The organism is Paenibacillus sp. EB106-05-06-XG162, from assembly GCF_058791655.1.
The window spans coordinates 878,441-901,498 of sequence record NZ_JBYTDT010000001.1; the positions used below are offsets into that span (position 1 = coordinate 878,441).

Genomic DNA, 23,058 nt, shown 5'->3' on the forward strand with positions numbered 1-23,058 from the left:
TAACGGAATGAAAAAAGCTTCATTTGTTCTTCTGAGTTGGCTTCTTGTCATTGTCTCCATCCCTTGGGGAATCAAGTCCGTAAACGCAGCAGAGGGGGTACAAGATGTGAATGCTTCAATTGATTGGTCATCTTATTTAGCGAGAAGTGATATGAAGTGGGATATACTCCCGTCGAGTTGGAAGGAGGGCGTGTTTCTCGGAAATGGTCTCCTTGGCACGATGTTCTGGCAGCAAGCTGGGAAGACGCTGAATTTCGAAGTGAGTCGAACCGATGTATTTGATCACCGTAAAAGCTACGACATCCTATATGGTGATTTATACTCGGAAGCGCGTCTGCCTAACGGGCATTTTGAGCTTGGTTATGTTGGCGGGAATCCTCGAGGGAATATGCGACTATGTTTATGGAATGCAGAGGCAAGTGGCACGATTACAACAGATCAAGGGAGCCTGACAATCAACAGCTTCACCCACGCCTCAGAAAACGTCATTGTGCTGGATGTGACGACAACAGGGAATGAGCGCAATTTCTCTTGGGTGTGGAAGCCAGACCCTTCCAAATCGACCCGAACGAACAATCCGCCTGCGGATTTAATCGCTTATCCGGCACAGACCCTAGAGACCATAGGGGATGTTCAAGTAAGTGTCCAATCGATGCCAGAGGACGTGAAGTATCATACGGAGGGATTAGGAGAAGGACAATATGCGACGGCTTGGAAATACAAGCAAATCGATGCCAATCGTCAAATCATTTATATTAGCGAAGGATTCTCTTATCCGGGGACGACTGCGAAGCAAGAGGCTGTCGATGCAGTCAATCAAGCGGCTGATCAAGGTATAGACAAATTGCGTGACTCCCATCAGTCTTGGTGGCATGACTTTTATCCAAAGAGCTTTATCTCCATACCTGATGCCAAGAAAGAGAGCTTCTATTGGATTCAGCTATACAAATTAGCTTCCGCGACACGTGCCGATAAGCCAATGATCGATTTGATGGGACCTTGGTTCGCACCAACCACTTGGCCGGGCATATGGTGGAATCTCAATACGCAGCTTACTTATGCGCCTTTGTATGCGTCGAATCATCTTGAATTGGCCGGGCCTTTGGTGGATGCATTGTATGATAACCGAAGTATGTTAGCAGCGAATACGGGCCCTTATCATGCGGATTCTTACGCAATTGGTCGAATGAGCAGTTTGACCATGAAAAGTCCAGTACTTACGGAAGCGGGAAATCTGACTTGGGCGTTGTTTAATATTTGGTCGCAGTATCGAATGACGATGGATGAAGCTTTGTTAAGAGATCAATTGTTCCCGTTGATGAAAGGAAATCTTAATTACTTCATACATATTCTTGGGGTTAAACAATCAGATGGCAAATACCATCTTCCAGGGACGGCATCACCGGAATATACCGACAGTGTAGCAGATTCCAACTATACGTTGTCATTATTGAAATGGCTATGCCGGGCCATCCTTGAAGCGAACGACCGATTGCAGGCAAATGACCCGTCGGCTGAGAAAGCACAGGAAATCTTGTCGAATTTAGTGCCATATCCGATTGATGCGAAGAACGGTTTTATGATCGGAAAAGGGGTCAACTTAACCTCCTCCCACCGGCATTGGTCGCATTTAATGATGATTTACCCGCTGCTCGAGTATACCTATGACAATGCTTCCGATGGTTCGTTAATTGATCAATCCGTTGATTATTGGCTCGGCAAATCGGCATCATTCCGCGGCTATTCCTATCTTGCGGGAGCTGCGTTCAAATCGATGAAGGGTGAAGGTGATGCAGAGTTATCCTATTTGGATACGTTCGTGAATACACAAGTTCATCCGAATACGATGTACACGGAATCAAGTCCTGTCATTGAGACACCGATTTTCTTTAATCGCGTATTGCAAGAGATGCTGCTGCAATCCTACAATGGTGTGCTGCGAGTTTTCCCAAGTGTACCAAACACATGGAAGGATTCGCAATTTCATCAGATGCTTGCTGATGGTGGTTTTCAAATCTCTGCCAAACGGCAGAACGGGGCTACGCAGTTTGTCCGAATCCAGAGCTTGGCTGGTGAGCCAATGAAGGTGAGAACAGGTTTGACGGGGGCTGTGAAAGCACATGGGAATCGAAATTTTCATGTTACGGATCTCGGGAATGGTGTAGTAGAAGTGGATTTGAAAAAAGGGGAGTGGGTCATCCTCTATACCGGAAATGAACTTCCTGATTTGATTCTCTCGCCAGTCTCGGTACCAGACAAGATCAATGCCTGGGGTATAGCCATGCCTCCGCTAAGTACGGTCACGGTTAAAGCAGCACCATCCGTATTAAGTCCAGGTGAGTCAACAACGATTCATGTGGAAGCAAGATCGGCGAGCGGTGCTATACTGCCAACTCATAATGCTCAGACCCATATAACGTTATCTGACAATACTGTTGCGTCTTTGAATCAGGACACGATGGAGCTCACAGCGCTCAAGAGCGGCGATGTGTCCATCCATGCATCGCTCACCATGGATGGTGTTACCAAAACAGAGAGTTATACGGTGAAAGTTACACCTAGCCGCCCAGAACTGCAGCGGATCCGTGTAGGGTCATCCGTGCCCAGTATTGACGCAGCTGTAGGATCAACGGTAAATCTTAAGCTTGAAGGTGAGATGAGTGATAAGCGTTTGATCGATTTCACACAGGATCCTAGATTTGTAGCTGTGGATTACAATACCACGGCTGGCTTCGCAACCATTGATGATCGTACGGGAGTTCTAACCATGAAGGAATCACCAGGATCAGCGAAGGAAATCTCTGTAACGGCTCAGGTCACTTTGCGTGATGCGGTAACCTATTCGATCGATTTTGAAGATGGGACGGATGAGTCCGGGTTTGGTGATACGGTATGGGATACAGCAAATAAAGGCTTAACGCTCTCGAACGATATGTCTTGGACAGGGAATCAGAGTGCGGAGTATATCGGCCAAGGGACGCGGAAGAAAATATTCGAGACAAGTCAGAATGGGATTATTACAATGATGTTCTATGATGATGCAACGATTCAGGCCTCGTCGATGCAGCTCGTTGGTTCCATCTCGAACGGAACCGATGCGAGCCGCGCCATGATCGGTGTGTATAATAACAATGCATTCTATAATTATCGTTTCGGATCAACTTGGTCCAATTCATCCATTCCACGATCTACAGGTTGGCATGAATTCAAATGGGATTATAGCTCCAATACAGACATCAAATTGTACATTGATGGCTCATGGATTGCGACGAATACGACGCTACCGAAGCAATTTAATACGATCGTGTTCGGTTCTTTCTGGGGTGGGACGGAGTTCAACCGGAATTTTATCGATGATATTAAAGTAATCAAAGCACAAGATACGATTGCTGCGATACCACGAACCATCACGATCGCAAAAGTGGATCAAGCTGCTCTTACATCCGCAATATGGAATGCGCGAGATAAGCTTAACGCTGCAACCGAAGGAACACAGAACGGCCAATATCCTATAGGCTCCAAAGCACTTCTACAGCAGGCAATCGATCGGGCTCAGATCGTCGCAGACAATCCTTCGGCATCGGAAGAACTAGTCGCACAGGCGATGAAGGATTTGGACGCAGCCGTTCAGTCCTTTGACAACGCCGTGAACTCGGAGGTGAAGGTTACATTAACAGGGCCAACAACTGTTCAGTCGAACCGAAATTTTCAGGTAAGGATAGGCATGGAGAATATTAAGAATGCAATTCTTGCCCAAGACTACACTTTGAGCTACGATAATGAACTCTATGAATTTGTTCAGGCTAAATCGTTAGTTGCAGGGGTGAATCTGATCTCGATAGATTCCAAAAAGCCGGGTCAAATCCGATTCATACTTGTAAGTGAAGGAGCAGATCATTCCGTCATTGGTGATGTAGATGCCATTGAAGTCGAATTTAGAGCGAAACAACGAACAGAGACTGCTTCTGGAACAATGAATTTGATTTCTAGTAGGTTAGCGGATGCCAATGGACGTGAATATGAAGCCGAGGATTCGTCTATCGTGATCCAGGTTGTTGCTGGAATTCCAGAAGACGTGAATGGGGACGGCAAAGTGAGTATTGGTGATCTTGCGATGATTGCAGTTCATTACGGCAAGTCGATAAGTAGCCCAGACTGGGAGCAGGTCAGACGCGCTGACATCGACAACAATCATTTGATTGACCTGAATGATCTTGTCCTTGTTGCTAGGAAAATTATGAATTAGTAGGTTTGAAGAAGGGTGTTCCTGTAGATTAGGGCACCTTTTTCTATTTCATACTATTTTTATATAGACCAATATTTCCCATTGGGATAAAATTGAAAGAGTATAACATTTTCTGTATGTAGAAAGGATCGTTCTTTTGAATTGTTATTATCATCCTGAATTTGAGGCATCGGTTCAATGCCATTTATGTCATCTTCATCTCTGTGAAAACTGCCATGATGCTGAATATCCCGGTCACTGTTATTCCTGTGCATTACAATATCGTAATGGATCTATTCGTTTTAAAGGTGATATACGTCATGTAAATCGAGCAGGAACCATTCGCAAAATAATTGGTTGGTATGAAATGATTGGCGGGATCGTAGGGATACTTATAACATTTGGACTTTTGCTACGTTTAAGCGAGTTGAATAATCTAGTGGTTACGATTATTTCCTTGATCTTTGTTGCGCTATACCTTATGTCTTGTCTAGCTGGCTTTCTGCTCTTACAAGATAAGAAAAGCGGTTATTCTTTATCTATAATCGTCCAGGCTTTTCAATTTCCTCAGTTTGTATTTCAAGGGGTTGCATATACTTTTATCGCCGGATCTCAGTTCACAGTCCAATGGATGCAGGGGATAGATACCGTGTTTAAGACCAAGATTGGTTTATTCAGTGAGTTTAATTTCTATATTCAATTTGATAGTAATGTTACTCTCATAGGAATTAACTTCGTGCCTATCGTAATCATTTATATTCTCATTAAGCAATTGAAGCTGCGAACCACAAAGGTAAGAAGAGAATTAACTTCTGAGGTGACGTTATGAATCAAATGTTGAGCCTCGATGTCAGCAAGGCCACAATCGACGAGAGTGATGTCATCTTTGACTTATGGATCGGTTCCGCCAAATGGCTCAAATCCAAAGGCATAGATCAATGGGACCCTAATCATTTCGAAGTCAGTCAAGTGCGAGATTGCTTCGAGAAAGGATACGAGATGTTTCTAGCAAGGAGGAATGGTGAGGTCGTAGGCACCTGCCTCATCTGCTGGTCGGACGCCATTTGGAAGGAACTTGATCATGACGACGCAGGTTATATCCATCGATTTGCCGTTAGCAGACGCCATGCAGGCTTAGGGATTGGAAGGCAGCTGCTGCAATGGGCAGAGGATTACATCAAGGATCAAGGTAAACATACGATTCGGCTCGATTGCATGTCGGACAACCCACGATTGAACCAATATTATCAAGCATGCGGTTATGCGTATGTAAGAGATTTCCGTTGGGATAATGGTTGGCGCGCGAATTTATATGAGAAAAAATGATGAAGAAGAGCAAGTTGAAAGGTTAATTCCTATCCATGCTGCGTAAGTCAATAGCCCCTTCGAGTCATTTGAATCATCAGAACAGTCTGTTATAATGTTCGGGGTTCGAAATTTAGCTTGAAGGAGTAACGAAAATGAAAAAATCAATGATATTTTGCATAGCACTCATCTTTACCCTGATTTTACCGACGACGATCTTCGCACATACGGGATTGAAAGATTCGTCCCCTAGCAGCAAAGAAGTCGTAACGACCGAATTAAAAGAAATTACGCTCAACTTCAAAACAACAATTGGTGAATTGAGTTCATTTGATATTCTTGATGCATCCAAGCAAAAAGTCGATTCGTTAAAAGTAACGGTGCAAGATAAATCGATGGTTGGAACCTTGCCAGAAGCGCTGCCGAATGGCGAATATACCGTGAATTGGAAAATTCTCGGCGAAGATGGACATGTCGTCAAGCACTCCTATTCGTTCACCGTGAAGATGCCAGAAGTGAAGCAAGAGGATAAGACAGCGAAGCCAGATGATACGAAGCAAGAAGCTAAGCAACCCGAGCAAGTTACTCCCGACAAGGGGTCTAACCCACAGGACGATACTACTTCCGTCACCGAACCGGTGAAGGACGATACGAAAGTTGCGGATGAATCATCATCATCTAATATACTACTGCCTGTAGGAATTGGTGCAGTTGTCGTCCTAGTATTGCTCGTAGTCTATCTCATGAGCAGAAGGAATAGAAGAAAATAATAATCACTCGAACTAAGACATATTCGTCTCTAACGGATGTGTCTTTTTCTTTTTTGCTTGCTTAGAGTAATTAGCGTCTTAGGGAATAGTAGTCACCCAAAACCTAAATTCTCGTTTAATAATTGAAAATGTGCTTGCAAAACTCAAATATGGTGTGTTATGGTAATACTACTTTAAGAAAAGGAGGTGTAGGCAGGATGAATATCAATCTAATGGATCAGAACATGAAGAAGAACGTAATGATGGTACAAACAGCTGGCTTCGCATACGTTGGAGCTATCCACGCTACAGGTCTGTCCATTTTTGCACATAGCGAGTTTACTCACGCGGAACGATTCCTGCCTAAACCTTAGCGGACGAAATAGCTAAAGGGCTGTAGGGACTCCTCCCTACGGCCCTTTTTTTTGTTGCCTCGGAGGCGGAATCGTGATGTGAGTACCACCATTACGAGAGCGAACATGACGTTCGTATATGCCCAGGAGGAAAAGATTGACATGATTAGTTGCAATCACATTGAGAAATATTACGGCGCGACACAGGTGCTGTCTAATATAACGTTTGAATTTAATGATGGAGAGAAAGTAGGACTTGTCGGACAGAACGGGGCTGGTAAATCAACGCTGCTGCAGCTGCTGGCCGGCACAGATACACCTGATCGTGGAACGATTGCGATACCCCGCGGAACGAAGATCGGATACTTAACGCAAATACAAGTGGAAAACCAAGTTAGCACGGTATATGACGTACTCCTTGAGAGCTTCCGGGAAGCAATACAATTGCAGTCCAAATTACATGAGCTTGAAGCTGAGATGAGTGAACAGGTAATAGCGAGCGATGAGCGAAAAATGGAATTGTTGCTTCGGCGATATGCTGAAATACAAGAGGCATTCGAGCGAGCGGGTGGTTATGAAATCGAGACGCGCATCTCGCAGGTCGCAAATGGCATTGGAGTCAAGTCGGAGAGCTTTGATCGGAAATTTATTGATCTCTCAGGCGGAGAGAAGACGAAGGTCGCGCTTGCGAAGCTCCTTATTGAACGTCCCGAGTTCCTGCTGCTCGATGAACCGACGAACCATTTGGATCTCGATGCGGTTGAATGGTTGGAACAATACATCATAGCCTATGTAGGTACTTGCCTGATTGCGTCGCATGATCGCTATTTTCTGGATCGGGTCGTGACCAAAATTATTGAGATTGAAGACGGAGAAGCAACGACATATTTGACGAACTACTCCGATTATCATAAAGAAAAGCAGCAAAATCTTCTGCAGCAGTTCGCTGATTACAAAGACCAGCAGAAGCGAATTAAGCAAATGAAAGATGCGATTAAACGCTACATCGAGTGGGGCAATAACGGTGGCAATGAGAAGTTCTTCAAGCGCGCAGCCTCGATTCAGAAGGCATTAGATCGAATGGACAAAATTAAACGTCCTGTGCTGGAGCGAAAAAAAGTTGATTTTCAGCCGAATGAAACAGATCGCTCGGGCAAAGATGTGCTCAGTCTGAAAGACGTATCGAAGGGATATGATCAGCGGCCGTTATTCCACAATGTCTCGCTTGACCTCGCTTATCGAGATCGTATCGCGATCATTGGCGGCAATGGCGCTGGCAAGAGTACGATGTTGAAGCTCATTCTGGGTCTTGAACAACCCGACCAGGGTGAGATCCGGCTTGGCTCCCGCGTGGATATCGGATATCTCGCACAAGACGAACCACCGGAACAGAACGTCACGGTGCTCGAGTACTTCCGTTATGAGTTGGGGCTTGAAGAGGGAGAGGCTCGAGGGATGTTAGCTAAGTATTTATTTTATGGCGCATCCGTCTTCAAATCTGTCATGAATCTATCCGGTGGGGAATGGACGCGGCTGAAGCTTGCATTAATCATGCAGCGAACGCCGAATTTCTTGGTGCTCGATGAGCCGACGAACCATTTGGATATCGCTTCGAGAGAAGCTTTGGAAGAGATGCTCGAAGAGTTCCGTGGAACGGTACTCTCGATCTCGCATGATCGTTATTTCGTGAATCGAATTGCTGAACATGTATGGGCGCTACGGAATCAGAAGGTGGCGTGCTACACGGGTAATTTTGATGCATATAAGGAGCAATTAGAGAAGGAGAAGGCTGTACATGTACAGCCCGAAACAAGACGGGTGAATGCTCCCATCCAAGAACGTAACGCCACGTCCGATACAGAGAACAGGAAGACAGAACGGCGTAAAGTTCAACTCGAACAACAAATTGCGCTAAAGGAGAAAGACCGATGTAACCTGGAATTGGCTTTACAGAACGAGGAATATCGAACAGATGCTGCGGAACTTTCGCGTCTCTATGAGACGCATACTGCAGTGGAACAAGAACTAAGCGAACTATACGAGGCTTGGCTTGAACTTGAAGAGTTGAATTGAAAGGTAGGGAAATAAGCATGTTTTCGATTTTGTTTAAACTAGGTTGGTTCTTCAAAATGTATCGAAAAAGGTACATTGTAGGGATCATACTGCTGATCGTGGTAGGTCTGTTCGAGATGGTCCCGCCAAAACTTATGGGTCAGGCGATCGACCAGATTCAGCAGGGCACATTAACTTCGGAGAAATTAACAGAATTTCTGCTCCTATTCTTAGGTCTGATGGTCGTGATCTACGTGATGGGATATTCATGGATGTATCAAATATTCGGTGGATCCTTCCTGATTGAGCGGATTTTACGCACACGCTTTATGAAGCATTTGCTGAAGATGACACCTACATTTTTCGAGAAGAACCGTACAGGTGATTTGATGGCCCGCGCGACGAATGATTTAGGGGCTGTATCGACGACGGTCGGCTTTGGTATCTTGACGATTGTTGACTCTAGCTTCTTTATGTTGACGATTCTATTCACGATGGGGATTATGATCAGTTGGAAGCTTACCTTGGCAGCCATCTTGCCGCTCCCGCTCATTGCCGTTGCGATGAGCATCTATGGGAAGAAGATTCATGAACGCTTCACCATTGCGCAAGATGCGTTCGGCACATTGAATGATCAGGTGCTTGAGGCGATTTCGGGTGTACGCGTTATTCGCGCCTATGTTCAAGAGAAGGCGGATGAGCGTCGGTTCGCGAACCTGACGGACGATGTATTCCGCAAAAATGTGGACGTAGCTCGCATTGATGCCTTGTTCGAACCAACGATCAAAATTCTCGTCGGAATGAGTTATATGATTGGCCTCGCCTATGGTGCCTATCTTGTGTTCCATCAAGAGATTACGCTGGGTGAGCTCGTCTCCTTCAACGTTTACCTTGGGATGATGATCTGGCCGATGTTCGCGATTGGGGAATTGATCAACGTGATGCAGCGCGGTGAAGCATCGCTCGATCGTGTGAATGAGACATTGTCCTACACACCTGATGTTGAGAATGCAGAACGTACGGCGACAGTAGGGGTACCTCGTACGATTGAATTTAACCAAGTGACATTCAAATATCCGATGTCGGAGACAGATAATCTGAAGGATATGTCCTTTACATTAGAACGCGGTCAGACGCTCGGGATCGTCGGGAAGACGGGAAGCGGGAAGACGACGCTCATGAAGCAATTGCTTCGTGAATACCCGATTGGGCAAGGGGAGATCAAGGTATCTGGAACTCGCCTGGACGACATATCGCTTGAAGAAATTAATCAATGGGTTGCTTACGTGCCGCAGGAACAAATTCTATTCTCTAGAACGGTGCGTGAAAATATTAAATACGGTCGTCGTGATGCATCTGAAGAGGATGTGAAGAAAGCACTCGAATCCGCATCCTTCTTACAGGATATGAATACGTTAGCCGATGGGCTAGAGACGATTGTTGGTGAGAAAGGGGTCTCACTCTCTGGTGGACAGAAGCAGCGGGTATCGATCGCGCGTGCATTGATTGCAGATGCTGAGATCTTAATGTTGGATGATGCGATGTCAGCGGTAGACGCGAAGACCGAATCGAGAATTATTCAGAATATCCGCCGTGAACGTGCAGGTCGTACGACATTAATTACGACACACCGTCTCTCTGCGGTACAGCATGCGGATATTATTATTGTATTAGATAATGGGGAAATCGTGGAACGAGGCACCCATGAAGAACTGCTTGCTGCGGGCGGATGGTATAGAGAACAATTTGAACGCCAGCAAGTAGAAGCTAACTTATCGTAAGGTGGTGAGACCATGAACGTCATGAAGAAATTATATCAATATGCACTCATTTATAAGAAATCATTTATCCTTGCGCTTCTCATGCTCGCTGTTGCGGTTGCGGCAGAATTGACAGGACCTTTCATCGCGAAGACGATGATCGACAATCATATTCTCGGCATTGAGAGGCCATGGATCGAAGTAAACGCGTCGAGTAAGGATGCGGTGCAATACCAAGGACATTACTACAAACGTTCTGATCATTTGGAATCGGGGGACGCGAAAGGTCAGGAAGTTCGTGTGCTCCAGGTTGGCAGACAATTCGTCTTTGTTCATGAAGCGGTTCAGGCGACAGGCGAACGTACTTTTGCTGACGGCCAGCTTCAGATTAAATCTGGGAATGGCGAGTTGACTACGTATGCAGCGACGAAGATCTCCGTGAATGAACTGATAGGCTTTTACAAGCCGGAGATGAAAGGGATCTTTATGCTCATGGGCGGTTACTTGGCCTTGTTAGTGGTCGCTTGTATATTCGAATACGGACGGATTTACTACCTTCAGACTTCTGCGAACCGCGTTATTCAGAAGATGCGGATGGACGTCTATAATCAGATCCACCGCTTGCCTATTAATTATTTTGATACATTACCTGCGGGCAAAGTGGTATCGAGGGTCACGAATGATACCGAAGCAGTCAAAGATCTATTCGTGAATGTACTTGCGAACTTCTTCTCAGGAACCGTCTATATTACAGGTATTTTCGTAGCGTTATTCTTGTTGGATGTGCGACTTGCCTTCGTATGTCTAATCATCGTTCCGATTCTGATCTTATGGATCTATGTATATCGTCGATTCGCAACGCAATATAACCGTATTATTCGTTCAAAGCTGAGTGATATTAATGGATTGATCAACGAATCGATCCAAGGAATGACGGTAATCCGAGCGTTCCGTCGTCAGAAGGATACGGAGCAAGAATTCGAAGAGATGAACGAACAGCACTACCATTATCGTACGAAAATGTTGAACTTGAACGCTCTGACATCGCACAACTTGGTCAATGTATTGCGCAGCTTGGCGTTAGCCGTCGTCATCTGGTATTTCGGAAGCAGATCCTTTGATATCGGCGGGGCTATCTCCTTCGGAGTCATCTATGCATTCGTGGACTATCTCGGACGGATGTTCCAGCCGATCGTAGGTATGGTGAACCAGCTCGCACAGCTGGAGCAAGCCTTAGTATCTGCTGAGCGCGTGTTCGAGCTGATGGATCAACCAGGGACCGATGTGGCTGAGGGCACCTTGGATCGTTATCAAGGAAACGTAAAGTTCGACGATGTCTCCTTTGCTTACAAAGAAGAGGAATATGTCTTGAAGAATATTTCATTCGAAGCGAAGCAAGGGCAGACGGTAGCACTTGTCGGGCACACAGGCTCAGGCAAAAGCTCCATTCTCAATGTCTTGTTCCGGTTCTATGATGTGCAGAAAGGTGCAATCACCGTTGATGGCATCAATGTGCAGGACATTCCGAAGCAGCTGCTTCGTCAACATATGGGTATCGTGCTACAGGATCCATTCCTCTTTACAGGCACCATTGCAAGCAATGTAAGTCTGGATGATCCCTCAATCACTCGGGAGCAGGTTGAGAAGGCGCTTCGTGATGTTGGTGCGGAACGTATTCTTGCGAACTTGCCGAAGGGCTTCGATGAGCCGGTCATTGAGAAAGGAAGTACGTTGTCCGCAGGCCAGCGCCAACTTGTTTCCTTTGCACGTGCATTAGCATTCAATCCTGCGATTCTTATTCTGGATGAGGCTACAGCGAACATTGATACGGAGACGGAAGCGATCATTCAATCCGCACTCGATGTCGTTAAAAAGGGGCGTACAACGTTCATCATTGCCCATCGATTATCGACCATTCGCAGCGCGGATCAAATCTTGGTCATGCACCGTGGGGAGATTGTAGAGAAGGGTAACCACGAGGAGCTTATGCAGCATAAAGGTCGTTACTATCAGATGTATCAATTGCAGCAAGGGAGCAGTGCGAGCGGTCAAGAGCCTGCCGCACCGTCAGTACCATCGGCGAAACCTTCTTATGTAGGTTGATTTCATCCATTTGGGTCAAAAGCGTTCTGAGGAGGAGAGCTCCTTGGAGCGCTTTTCTGCTGTATAGAGACAGGCTTTGGATTGATCCGATGTGAAATCACATGCTAGACTAGAATAGACAAGGATGAGTAGATACGAGTTATTGCTTGAAAGGATGAATGCGAATGGACGAACTCATCTTCCTCGGTACAGGTGATTCGATGGGGGTTCCCCGTGTGTATTGTGACTGTGAAATATGTCAGGAGGCGCGTACGACAGGTGTCAATCGACGATATCGATCTTCGGTGATGCTGCGAACGCGTGAAGGTGATTTACTCATTGATTGTGGCCCAGATTGGGTTGCACAGATGGAGCATTTAGGAGAACGCTTCATCAAGATGGCCTTGATTACGCATGCGCATTTTGACCATATCGCAGGTATGCCAGAGTGGGCGGATGCTTGCAGATGGACAGGGGAGAAGGGAGATGTCTATGGTCCGCCAGAGGTATTGGATACGATCTGTGATCAGTTCCCTTGGCTTCCGAGACAGCTGCAATTTCACCCGATTACAGCGGAAGGTATCCTGTTTGGGGGATGGACGATCGAACCGCATTTGATGTGTCATGGGAAGAACGGTACGTCCTATGCGTATCGTCTTACGAAGGGGAATATGAGGGTAGGGTATTGTTCGGATGCCATCAACCTTGATCCGGATCAGAAGCGATTCCTCATCAACCTAGATATCCTGATCTTAGGAACGAATTTCTATTACGAAGAAGCGGATTTTCACACGCGATCCGTCTATGATATGGTCGAGGCGATGGAACTACTTCAAGAAATTCAGCCTCGACGTGTGTATTTTACGCACATGGGTCATGGGGTAGATTTGCAAGCGAATTATGAGCTTCCGAATCAGGTTACACTAGCAAGAACAGGTATGCAGATTCAACTTGACCAGTATTAAATTGCATCATTTCTATTTAAGAATCATTCTAGTAAAAAATGGTTGACAGAAAAAAATAGCAGCTGTACACTAAACTCCGATAATGATTCTCATTGTCGGTTTATTTTTGTTGATAATATAGAGATAAAGGCAGGCGAAAGGTATATGAAAAGAACGCTGAAGCCCGTCCTATCGATCCTCTTCATCGTCATGCTCGTGATGAGTCCTTTGACGGCTATGGCTGCAACGAAAGGTCAAGATCAACTCGCGCAAGCGAATAAGGTGTTAGACCAAGCGGTATCCGAAGTCGAGAAAGGCGATCTAGAGGCAGCGAAGGCGAGTTTTGAAGAGTTCCGCAAGACATGGCTTGAGATCGAAACCAACATTAAGCCAGATTCAGCAAAGGCTTATACGGATATTGAATCTGCAATGGGCCAATTCGATTATGCGGCCATTAAGAGCAAGAAGGAAGATTTAGCCAAGGCACTCACAGACCTTCAGGCCGTGAACAACAAATATATATCGAACGGTTATACATCTGGAGCGGGATTTAAACAAGAGGATATTACATTATCTGATTTTATCGTGATTCTGCAGAAGACCAAAGAGGCTGTAGATCAATCCAATTCAGATGCTGCGTTAACTGAGATTAAGAAAGCAAGACAATCCTGGTTAAGTGTGGAAGGGGCTGTAGTCGCACAATCAGGTACAGTATATAGTGATTCCGAACGTGATCTTGTCGTGATTCAAGCGATGCTAGAACAAGGCGATCTGGAAGGTGCAGGCAAGACGATTGCAAGTATGATTACATACTTAACACCTCTAGCATCGAAGACAGAATATACGATGATGGATGCCGCGATGATTCCGATCCGTGAAGGACTAGAGGCGCTGCTTGTCGTAGGAGCATTGCTTGCCTTCGTGAAGCGTAGTCCGGGGCCGGAGAGTAAGAAAGGAAAGACATGGATTTGGACGGGGATTGCTGCAGGTTTATTATTTAGTTTGATCCTCGCAATTATTGTGAAATTCGTATTCTCATCCGGTGCATTTGGTGAGAACAATTTCATGATCAATGGCTGGACGGGGATTATCGCGGCAGTCATGCTGCTTTATATGAGTTACTGGCTGCATCGGCAGTCGAGTATTAAGGATTGGCAGCAATATATTCAGAATAAGAGCCGTACCGCAATGGAGACGGGACAGATGATCTCCTTAGGCCTACTTTCATTCTTAGCCATTTTCCGTGAGGGAACCGAGACGGTGTTGTTCCTCATCGGGATGGTGAACCAGATATCCATGCAGAATTTGATTTTTGGGATTTTGATTGGTTTTGGCGTATTAGCGATTGTTGCATATCTAATGCTGACCATTGGGGTTAAGCTCCCAATCCGGCCGTTCTTTATCGTATCTAGTATTATTGTATTCTATCTGTGTCTCAAATTTACAGGTATGGGCATTCATAGTCTACAGCTGGCGAGTGCGATCCCATCGACCGAGGCGCCTTTCCCAAGCATTCATTTCATAGCACTCTACCCATCTTGGCAAAGTGCGATTCCGCAGCTCATCATTGTTGCAATTGCAATCATTGTAATTATCTATCAACGTGTTCAGACGAAGAAAAAAATGATAAAACCAATATCAGGTTAATAGAGAGAGGGTCATAAAGAATGAAAAATACAAAATTAAAACTTGCATCCTTCTTGGTATGCATCTCATTATTCGCAGCGGCATTGACGGCTTGTGGTACGAAAGAGGATGCTGCGAGTGTGAAAGCATCAACTACTGAAACGACGCAAACCGGTGAAAATGCGAGCCAGACTGCAGCATCGACGGTAGATCCACAGACTGGAACTGACAGCATGATCGCGACTTCAGGCGAGTTGAAGTCAGCGTTGGAAGCGAAGGATGCTGCAAAGGTTCAAGAGCTGACGAAGAAAATCGATGAAGAATGGCTCTCCTTCGAGAATGACGTGAAGACCAAATTGCCTGATCAATATGTGAATGTAGAGAAATATTTAAACACATTAATTGCTGGCGGTAAACAATCGGCACTCGAATACGATGTATTAACGACATTAAATGATTCTCTCCTACCTGCCTTGCAGCAGCTTAGCGATACGCTGAAGTCCGGTGAGGGTGCGGTCAATAAAGATTCCCTGGAACAGTCAGCTGAAATTCAAGCTGCGACGAAGGAATACGCGAAATATGTGCAAGAGCAGGGCGATGCTTTGGTTACTGGACTTGAAGCACTGCTCAAAGAGATTAAAGGCGGCGACTTGAAGAAAGCTCAAGATCAATACGTAAAATCTCGTCTTCCTTATGAGCGGATTGAGCCAGTGATCGAGCTATTTGCAGAGTTGGACGGTACGATGGATGCGCGTGTGGATGATTTTGCGAATGAAGAAGATGAGAACTTTACAGGTTACCACCGTATTGAACATTTATTATTCGTGAAGAAAGAGACGAAGGGCGCGGTGAAGTTCGCAGAACGCCTTCTTGACGACGGTAAGAAAATGCGTGAAGAGATTGCAGCCATGCAGATTGATCCAACATTGTTCGTTACAGGTGTAGGTGAATTGATGGAAGAAGCGCAGTCCAAAAAAATTACAGGTGAGGAAGAACGGTGGAGTCAAGCGACGCTTCCAGTTCTGAGAGCGAATGTAGATGGAGCACAGAAAATTTTCGAACTCTTACGTGTAGAACTGAAGAAGAAAGATGCTTCATTAGAAGAAAAAATTGATAAGAACCTGAAAACTGTGCTGAAACAGATCGATGATTTCACACCGAACGGCGTATATACACCTTATGATAAATTAAGCCAGACACAGCAAATGGACCTCAAGAATAAACTAGAAGCTTTGGCAGTACCCATGGTCAAACTTCCTGGAACTTTAGGACAATAAGGGGATAGATACATGTCTAAACAACTTAGTCGACGCAAATTTCTAGGCATGGCGGTTACTGGCGCAGCAGGTCTTGTCATTGGGAATATGATCGATCTGCCTAGCCGTGTACAAGGCGTGGTGGATCCGACGCCAGAACCCCCATCGAACGCAACAGCAACAAACCCGAAAACAGCTCCCGATAAGGAGCCGTTTTTTGGCGTTCACCAAGCTGGAATCGTAACTCCGGGACAGCAGTTTCTTAATATTACAGCATTTGACCTGATCTCGGAGGATCGGAATGATGTCAAGGATTTACTTAAAACATGGACGAAAATGATCGCACGGATGACAGCTGGAAAGCCGCCGAGTGATGAAACTCAAAATGCGAAGTTTCCACCGCTGGATACAGGGGAAGAAGTTGGACTCAGCCCAGCTAAATTGACCATTACGATAGGATTTGGCGCGAGCTTATTCGATAAGCTCGGTTTATCCAGTAAAAAACCAAAAGGATTCGGGCAAATGCCGATCTTCCATCTCGATGCGCTCAAAGAGCCATTAACGCATGGCGATATGGTTGTTCAAGCTTGTGCAGACGACCCTGTGGTCTGCTTCCATGCGATACGTAATCTATCGATTGCTTCGAGTGGGATCGCGCATATGCGCTGGCAGCATACAGGTCAGTTCGGCACGAAGCCCGAAGGTACCCCTCGGAATCTATTCGGATTCAAGGATGGTACGAATAATCCTCGCCTGAACGATGATGCATTTATGAACAATAACGTATGGCTTAACGGCAAAGATGCGCCAGCTTGGCTCGCTGGAGGGACTTACATGGTAGTCCGCCGGATTCAGATGCGTATCGAGACTTGGGATCAATTGTCTTACAAGACGCAGGAAGATACAATTGGACGGCAGAAGATTACCGGTGCCCCGATGGACGGCATTAATGAGCATGATGAGCCTAACTTTAAGAACGATACGAATGGTAAGGTTACACCGCTTGATTCCCATATTCGTCTGTCGAATCCGCGCAATGGGGAACAATCCGAACGCGAGCGCATTCTCCGCCGTGGGTACAACTTCATGGATGGGCTAGATGAGGTGGGACGAATGAATGCAGGACTCATGTTCATCTGCTTTAACCGAAATTTTCAGACACAATTCGAATCGATCCAGAATCGGTTAACGAATGCGAAGCAATTGGATCAGCTGATGAAATATACCCAGACGGTGGGTGGCGGTTATTTCGTCGTTCCGCCAGGTGTGAAGAATGCGAATTCTTTCATTGGCGAAGGCTTATTCAGCTAGGAATTGCTTGAGATTGTTCACTGAACATGCTATGATGTCTTCATCTTATGAATTTACGGAGGTACACACAGTCCAATGAAGTAATTACACGTTATTTTCGTCGCTAACTTGAATAAAGGTATTCAAGCGGCCTCTGCCGAGGGTAGAGTGAACGAGATACGTGTGTCTATTTACGGGGACTGATTTAATGTATACGAGTGAAGTGTTGCTGCACCTCATGGAGGTAGAGTAGGCGGCTTCTCTTATTCGTGTACTCATCTTGTCTTACCCCATACACATTTCGTTTGCGATATCCACGGTCAGATGCGGCCGTGGATTTTTTTGTTGTTCATGACGATTGGAGGAATGTGTATGAAATCTACACTTTTAAAAGTAAATCAAGCATCCAAAGAATATAATGGGAAAGTCATTTTTGAACAGGTCAACCTAGAAATCGTAGAAGGGGAGCATGTCGCGCTGTTCGGCAAGAATGGTGTCGGCAAAACAACGTTGTTGCAAGCCTTGCTGGGTAGGTTGGAGTTGGATGGAGGAACCATACAACGTATGCTCCCTGTTACAGCATGGGGTACGTTAGATCAGCAATTGGAGATCGATTCGAATGTCCTGACACGCGACTTCGTTCAGCAAGGGATGACGGAGTGGTACGCAGCTAAAATAACGATGGAAAATTTACAATCTGCTCTACAGCATGGATCCGATGACCATCAGCATGAAGATATATTCGTGATGTATGAAGCAGCGTATACGAGTTTTGAATCCTTGGGCGGTTATGAATTTGAAGTTCACATCGACACATGTATGCAGCGTGTGGGATTACATATAGCCGTATGGAATCAACCCTACACCGATTTAAGCGGGGGTCAGAAGACCAAAGCCCAGCTAGCGCGCATTCTGGTCGCCAATCCTCGATTCCTGCTGCTTGACGAACCGACGAATCATCTTGATAGCGAAACGCTAGAATGGCTTGAGGAATGGGTCTCCTCGTATAAAGGAACGATTCTCATGGTCTCGCATGACCGTACATTTCTGGATCGGACAGCATCCGCGATTTTGGAGCTTACGCCGAAGGGCTGTACAAGATATGCAGGTGGGTATTCGGACTACCGTCGTCAGAAAGATATTGAATTGCAGACCCAAGCGGCACTCTACAAGAAACAGGAGCAAGAGAAGGAAGCTCTGCTCGAATGTATCAGGCGCTATCAGCAATGGTTCAATACCGCTGAACGTCGAGCTGGAACGCAAACCGAGGTAGCCATTACGAAATCATATTACAAAGCGCGAGCAATGAAGAATATTACGCGCTACCATGCGAAGGAGAAGGAACTGGAACGCCTTGAACAGAATCGCGTTGAGAAACCGAAAGACGATTCGAAAATCCATGTCCAGTTCGAAGCGGATTCACTCGTATCGAATACATTGATTCGTATGGAGGAGGTTGCTTTTGCTTATCCAGATTCGGAATTGATCTTTACGAATTTGAAGCTGCAAGTCGAGCGAGCAGATCGGATTGCGGTGATGGGAGCCAATGGTGCAGGAAAATCCACATTGTTAAAAGTAATGATCGGCGAACTCTCGCCTACCGAAGGATACGTGAAGCATCATCCTCAGCTTAAGATTGGCTATTTCTCGCAAGAGCTCGAGAATCTAGAAGAAGAGATGACGATCTTAGACAGCTTACTGGTGCTTCCGAATATGACGCAAACCTATGCCAGAACTATATTAGGCTGCTTCTTATTCTCGAGGGATGACGTATTTAAGCAGATTAAAGACCTTAGCATGGGCGAACGGTGCAGGGTTGCGTTCATCAAATTATATTTTAGTGATGCGCATATGCTGGTACTGGATGAGCCGACCAATTATTTGGATATTGCGACGCAGGAGAAGATCGAAGAAGCATTCCGAGAGTATCCGGGCGCGATTGTCATCGTATCTCATGATCGATATCTAATTGGACAATTGGCGAATCGAATCTGTCGGCTCGAAGCGGGTGAGGTCCAATTGTTCGATGGAACGTACGAAGAGTTTATTGCTCATCGGAATACGCGAGCGCATGGCGGGTTGAATCGTGAAGACCAAGATCGCCTTCAGCGATTGGAGCTCGCACTAACCCAGAAGTTGATGGATCCATCGGAGAGCGAGTCCAAGGATTATATTGGCGAGATTCGGAAGCTTAAAGCAGAGATCGAAAGGTTAAAATCGTAAATATCGCAATCAGAGATATATAATGTGAATATTATCACAAATTATTGGAGTTCCTTATGATATAGTGGTGTCATAAACGAAAGGGAGTTGACGAATATGAAAAACGCGAACTTCACGGATGAAATGACACAAAACTATATGAGATTTTGCTATATGTGCGATGATGCATCGAAATGTACAACAGAAGAGCAGTGCAGAGCTTGCTGGGCAGGTATGGCTGCGGAAGAAGAGCAAGAAAGCTGTGAGACAACCAAATACATGAAGCTTCAATACGCATAAGTAAGTTGGCAACGACTAATTAATAGTTTTACACATTGAACCTCTAACTCATCCTTGAACCAAGGGTGGGTTAGAGGTTTTGTGGTTTCATGGAGATTCTGGAAGTGTTATGATAGTACAATACCGAACAAGATGAAGAATTGAAATGGAAGTGAAAAAGGCTATGATTCAACCGATTGTTACAGAAGATTTACCAGAACTCCAAGCACTCTATGAAGAATTAATTGGTGAAGGAAGCAATTTGGCGCAGGTGGAAGCTGTTTACCAGAAGATGCGTGGAAATGAGGCATACCATTTGCTTGGCTATAAAGTGGACGGCGTATTAGCCGGATCGGTCATGGGCATTCTATGCCATGATCTTGTAGGGTCCTGCAAACCGTTCATGGTCGTGGAGAATGTCATTGTTTCCTCCCGATTCCAAGGACATGGCGTAGGTAAGAAATTGATGCTTGCGATCGAAAAAATAGCAAATGCAAATGAATGCGGATATATCATGTTCGTATCGAGTGCATACCGTAAAGAAGCGCATCAATTCTATGCATCTTTAGGATACGCATTGGACGCTGTTCAAGGTTTCCGGAAGATGCTGTAGGTCAATCAATCGACTAATCCAGGAAACGTGATCGTATTTCTGGTGAAGGTAGCATGCAGCTTTCACGTGTACCGAACCAACGGTATCGATTTTTGGCTATGATGTCATATGCGTGATCCCTTACTAGACGAGGCACCCATCGAAGGATGCGAGCCATTCGCCACAAGCCGTGAAAATGCCATATGATCTGCAATGCTGCGTCAGATTTCGTATACAGCCGTCCTTGGTCGATCACGACGACACTGTTCAATTCATTGGTATAAGAATGTTCGCGGAGTAGCTGTGCACCCGTCTCGCTCTGAAGAGAGACGAAGGAGAAGTATGCTTCTCGATCTCTACGAATAATAAATTGAACACTGTTATTGCAGAAATTGCATACACCGTCAAATAGAATTACTGCCTTTGAATTAGGGGTCATCATCAACGCTCCTTACATGCAGGGCTATGGCTTGGCACAGACGTTTATCACAGCATACCATGACACAAGCACCTTCGCTACCTTGGGCAAGAAGTTACAATATCCATGGGAGGATCATGAAATGAGTAAATATTGGAATCAGGTGACGGCATCTTTAACACCGTATGTGCCAGGGGAGCAGCCCAAGGATAAGACGTATATTAAATTAAATACGAACGAGAATCCTTATCCACCGTCACCGCTTGTCTTGAATGCCATACAAGAGGCGGCAAATGATGACTTGCGGTTATATCCCGATCCAACCAGTGATGCACTGATTCGAACGATTGCAGACTATTATGCTGTATCGCCTAATCAAGTATTCGTAGGCAATGGATCGGATGAGATCCTTGGATTCGCATTTGCAGCATTCTTCAGTCCGGAACGCGCCATCCGGTTCGCTGATATTACATACAGCTTCTATCAGGTCTATGCCAAGCTATATGGACTTACCGTAGATCGAATTCCGCTGGATGCAGATTTCAACCTGCCGCTTGAGCGATTCTATGGCAGTGACGGCGGTATTGTCATCGCGAATCCGAATGCACCCACGTCGACGTTTGTTCCTGTGGAGCATTTACGTTCTGTTCTCGAGCATAATCCTGATCAAGTCGTCATGATTGATGAAGCATATATTGATTTTGGCGGGGAATCTGCGGTGAAACTTGTCGATGAGTTTCCTAATGTTCTAGTCATTCAGACTTGCTCGAAATCACGTTCTCTAGCAGGTCTACGCGTAGGGTATGCAATAGGACACCCTGAATTAATTGAAGGGTTGAACCGAATTAAGAATTCGTTCAATTCCTATACCCTTGATCGACTAGCTCTTGCTGGGGCTGAAGCATCTTTTACAGATCAGGAATATTTCGCAGCGATGAATGCGAAGGTCATTGCGACAAGAACATGGACGGTTAATAAACTGAGAGATCTTGGGTTCCTTGTGCCAGAATCCCTAGCGAATTTCGTATTCATTACACATCCTGATCATATGGCTAGCAGCTTATTCCAGTTGTTAAGAGAACGAGGAATTTTGGTGCGTTATTTTAACCAGCCTCGTATTGATCAATACTTGCGGGTGAGTATAGGAACAGATGAGGAAATGCAAGCATTGATCAACACGCTGGAAGAGATGATGAATTAGCTAATATGCTGCTTCATCTTTTCAAGATAGACAGATTTGGGCCGTAGTCCTACGAGCTTATCTTGCGGGACACCATCCTTGAAGATCATGACGGTAGGAAGAGACATAATATGATATTGTGAACTGGATTCCGGAGATTCATCGACATTGATCTTGATAATCGATACGTTCGATCCGAGTTCTTGATCGAGTTCATCCAAGATTGGGAGAAGGGCTTTACATGGCGGGCACCATGGAGCGCCAAATTCGACGAGCGTCACACCGCTAGGTGTAAGGATTTGATTCAGGTTATCTTGATTTAATGTCATTATGGACATGGGATTCACACTCCAATAGGTTAGGATTTTCGTCTGTGACCGCTTCAATGCGATCCAGAAGATTTGCTCTGATCTGACTCAACAGTTGAATTTGATCTTCGATCTCTGCAAGCTTTTGGCGATAGATGGGGACAATTTGACTGCAGAAGGACTCTTTGTTCATCATGACACAGTGCAAGAAGCCGGCGATCTGTTCTGTTGTAAAGCCAAGGCTTAGATAGAACTTAATCGTATTTACTTTCTCGATCATAAGCGGATTATAGGTCCGGTACCCATTCTCTTGACGATCTGCAGCGATCAGCCCCTGCTGCTCGTAGTAGCGTAAGGATCGAATGCTGACTCCCGTGTTTTTTGCTAATTCACCGATTTGCAATGGTCAGGGCTCCTTTCTTCGATGATTGTTGTAC

At 45.5% G+C, this 23,058-nt stretch carries 19 protein-coding genes; 16 read left to right on the forward strand and 3 right to left on the reverse strand.

Annotated elements, in window-relative coordinates; genetic code table 11:
• Window positions 1–7: 7 nt before the first annotated feature.
• The 15 genes from AC3WU2_RS03795 to AC3WU2_RS03865 all read left to right on the forward strand — a co-directional run bounded on the left by AC3WU2_RS03795 (window position 8) and on the right by AC3WU2_RS03865 (window position 20,736).
• Window positions 8–4,246: a glycosyl hydrolase family 95 catalytic domain-containing protein gene (locus AC3WU2_RS03795; protein WP_492451382.1), complete on the forward strand. Its 4,239-nt coding sequence runs from the start codon at window positions 8–10 to the stop codon at window positions 4,244–4,246.
• A gap of 136 nt (window positions 4,247–4,382) precedes the next feature.
• Window positions 4,383–5,054 carry an Rcat domain-containing protein gene (locus AC3WU2_RS03800; protein WP_492451384.1) on the forward strand — a complete coding sequence of 224 codons (672 nt, stop codon included), beginning with the start codon at window positions 4,383–4,385 and terminating at the stop codon, window positions 5,052–5,054.
• A complete protein-coding gene (locus AC3WU2_RS03805) occupies window positions 5,051–5,551 on the forward strand; it encodes a GNAT family N-acetyltransferase (protein ID WP_492451386.1) in 501 nt (166 codons plus the stop codon). Before AC3WU2_RS03800 ends, AC3WU2_RS03805 begins: the two co-directional genes overlap by 4 nt.
• A gap of 134 nt (window positions 5,552–5,685) precedes the next feature.
• On the forward strand, window positions 5,686–6,300 hold the full coding sequence (locus AC3WU2_RS03810; protein WP_492451388.1) for a copper resistance CopC family protein: 615 nt from the start codon (window positions 5,686–5,688) through the stop codon (window positions 6,298–6,300).
• Window positions 6,301–6,497: 197 nt separating this feature from the next.
• Window positions 6,498–6,653, forward strand: a complete 156-nt coding sequence (locus AC3WU2_RS03815; protein WP_018757942.1) for a hypothetical protein — start codon at window positions 6,498–6,500, stop codon at window positions 6,651–6,653.
• Between the two features lie 141 nt (window positions 6,654–6,794).
• On the forward strand, window positions 6,795–8,705 hold the full coding sequence (gene abc-f, locus AC3WU2_RS03820; RefSeq protein ID WP_492451390.1) for a ribosomal protection-like ABC-F family protein: 1,911 nt from the start codon (window positions 6,795–6,797) through the stop codon (window positions 8,703–8,705).
• A gap of 17 nt (window positions 8,706–8,722) precedes the next feature.
• A complete protein-coding gene (locus AC3WU2_RS03825; RefSeq protein ID WP_492451392.1) occupies window positions 8,723–10,465 on the forward strand; it encodes an ABC transporter ATP-binding protein in 1,743 nt (580 codons plus the stop codon).
• Between the two features lie 12 nt (window positions 10,466–10,477).
• Complete coding sequence (locus AC3WU2_RS03830; protein ID WP_492451394.1) at window positions 10,478–12,547, forward strand: ABC transporter ATP-binding protein; 2,070 nt, start codon at window positions 10,478–10,480, stop codon at window positions 12,545–12,547.
• Between the two features lie 164 nt (window positions 12,548–12,711).
• A complete protein-coding gene (locus AC3WU2_RS03835) occupies window positions 12,712–13,491 on the forward strand; it encodes an MBL fold metallo-hydrolase (RefSeq protein ID WP_492451396.1) in 780 nt (259 codons plus the stop codon).
• A gap of 144 nt (window positions 13,492–13,635) precedes the next feature.
• Window positions 13,636–15,117: an FTR1 family iron permease gene (locus AC3WU2_RS03840; protein ID WP_492451398.1), complete on the forward strand. Its 1,482-nt coding sequence runs from the start codon at window positions 13,636–13,638 to the stop codon at window positions 15,115–15,117.
• A 20-nt stretch (window positions 15,118–15,137) separates the two neighbouring features.
• Window positions 15,138–16,373, forward strand: coding sequence for an EfeM/EfeO family lipoprotein (locus AC3WU2_RS03845; RefSeq protein WP_492451401.1), 1,236 nt, complete (start codon window positions 15,138–15,140; stop codon window positions 16,371–16,373).
• A 12-nt stretch (window positions 16,374–16,385) separates the two neighbouring features.
• Complete coding sequence (efeB, locus tag AC3WU2_RS03850; protein ID WP_492451403.1) at window positions 16,386–17,663, forward strand: iron uptake transporter deferrochelatase/peroxidase subunit; 1,278 nt, start codon at window positions 16,386–16,388, stop codon at window positions 17,661–17,663.
• Between the two features lie 351 nt (window positions 17,664–18,014).
• Entirely contained in the window at window positions 18,015–19,865 is a 1,851-nt protein-coding gene (abc-f, locus tag AC3WU2_RS03855; RefSeq protein WP_492451406.1) for a ribosomal protection-like ABC-F family protein, read from the forward strand.
• A 96-nt stretch (window positions 19,866–19,961) separates the two neighbouring features.
• Entirely contained in the window at window positions 19,962–20,144 is a 183-nt protein-coding gene (locus AC3WU2_RS03860; RefSeq protein WP_314586266.1) for a hypothetical protein, read from the forward strand.
• Window positions 20,145–20,289: 145 nt separating this feature from the next.
• Window positions 20,290–20,736, forward strand: a complete 447-nt coding sequence (locus tag AC3WU2_RS03865; RefSeq protein WP_379343417.1) for a GNAT family N-acetyltransferase — start codon at window positions 20,290–20,292, stop codon at window positions 20,734–20,736.
• A 13-nt stretch (window positions 20,737–20,749) separates the two neighbouring features.
• On the opposite strand, the gene AC3WU2_RS03870 is transcribed toward AC3WU2_RS03865, so the two are convergent.
• On the reverse strand, window positions 20,750–21,154 hold the full coding sequence (locus tag AC3WU2_RS03870) for a thiol-disulfide oxidoreductase DCC family protein (RefSeq protein ID WP_492452182.1): 405 nt from the start codon (window positions 21,152–21,154) through the stop codon (window positions 20,750–20,752).
• 121 nt (window positions 21,155–21,275) lie between these two features.
• Between AC3WU2_RS03870 and hisC the strand changes: the two genes are divergently transcribed.
• On the forward strand, window positions 21,276–22,334 hold the full coding sequence (gene hisC, locus AC3WU2_RS03875) for a histidinol-phosphate transaminase (RefSeq protein WP_492451410.1): 1,059 nt from the start codon (window positions 21,276–21,278) through the stop codon (window positions 22,332–22,334).
• Here the strand turns inward: hisC and AC3WU2_RS03880 are convergent.
• Window positions 22,331–22,651 carry a thioredoxin family protein gene (locus tag AC3WU2_RS03880; protein ID WP_492451412.1) on the reverse strand — a complete coding sequence of 107 codons (321 nt, stop codon included), beginning with the start codon at window positions 22,649–22,651 and terminating at the stop codon, window positions 22,331–22,333. The two genes, hisC and AC3WU2_RS03880, sit on opposite strands and share 4 nt — an antisense overlap.
• Window positions 22,623–23,024 (reverse strand): MerR family transcriptional regulator, encoded by a 402-nt coding sequence (locus AC3WU2_RS03885; protein ID WP_492451414.1) that lies wholly within the window; start codon window positions 23,022–23,024, stop codon window positions 22,623–22,625. The genes AC3WU2_RS03880 and AC3WU2_RS03885 overlap by 29 nt, the downstream gene beginning before the upstream one ends.
• Window positions 23,025–23,058 lie beyond the last annotated feature (34 nt).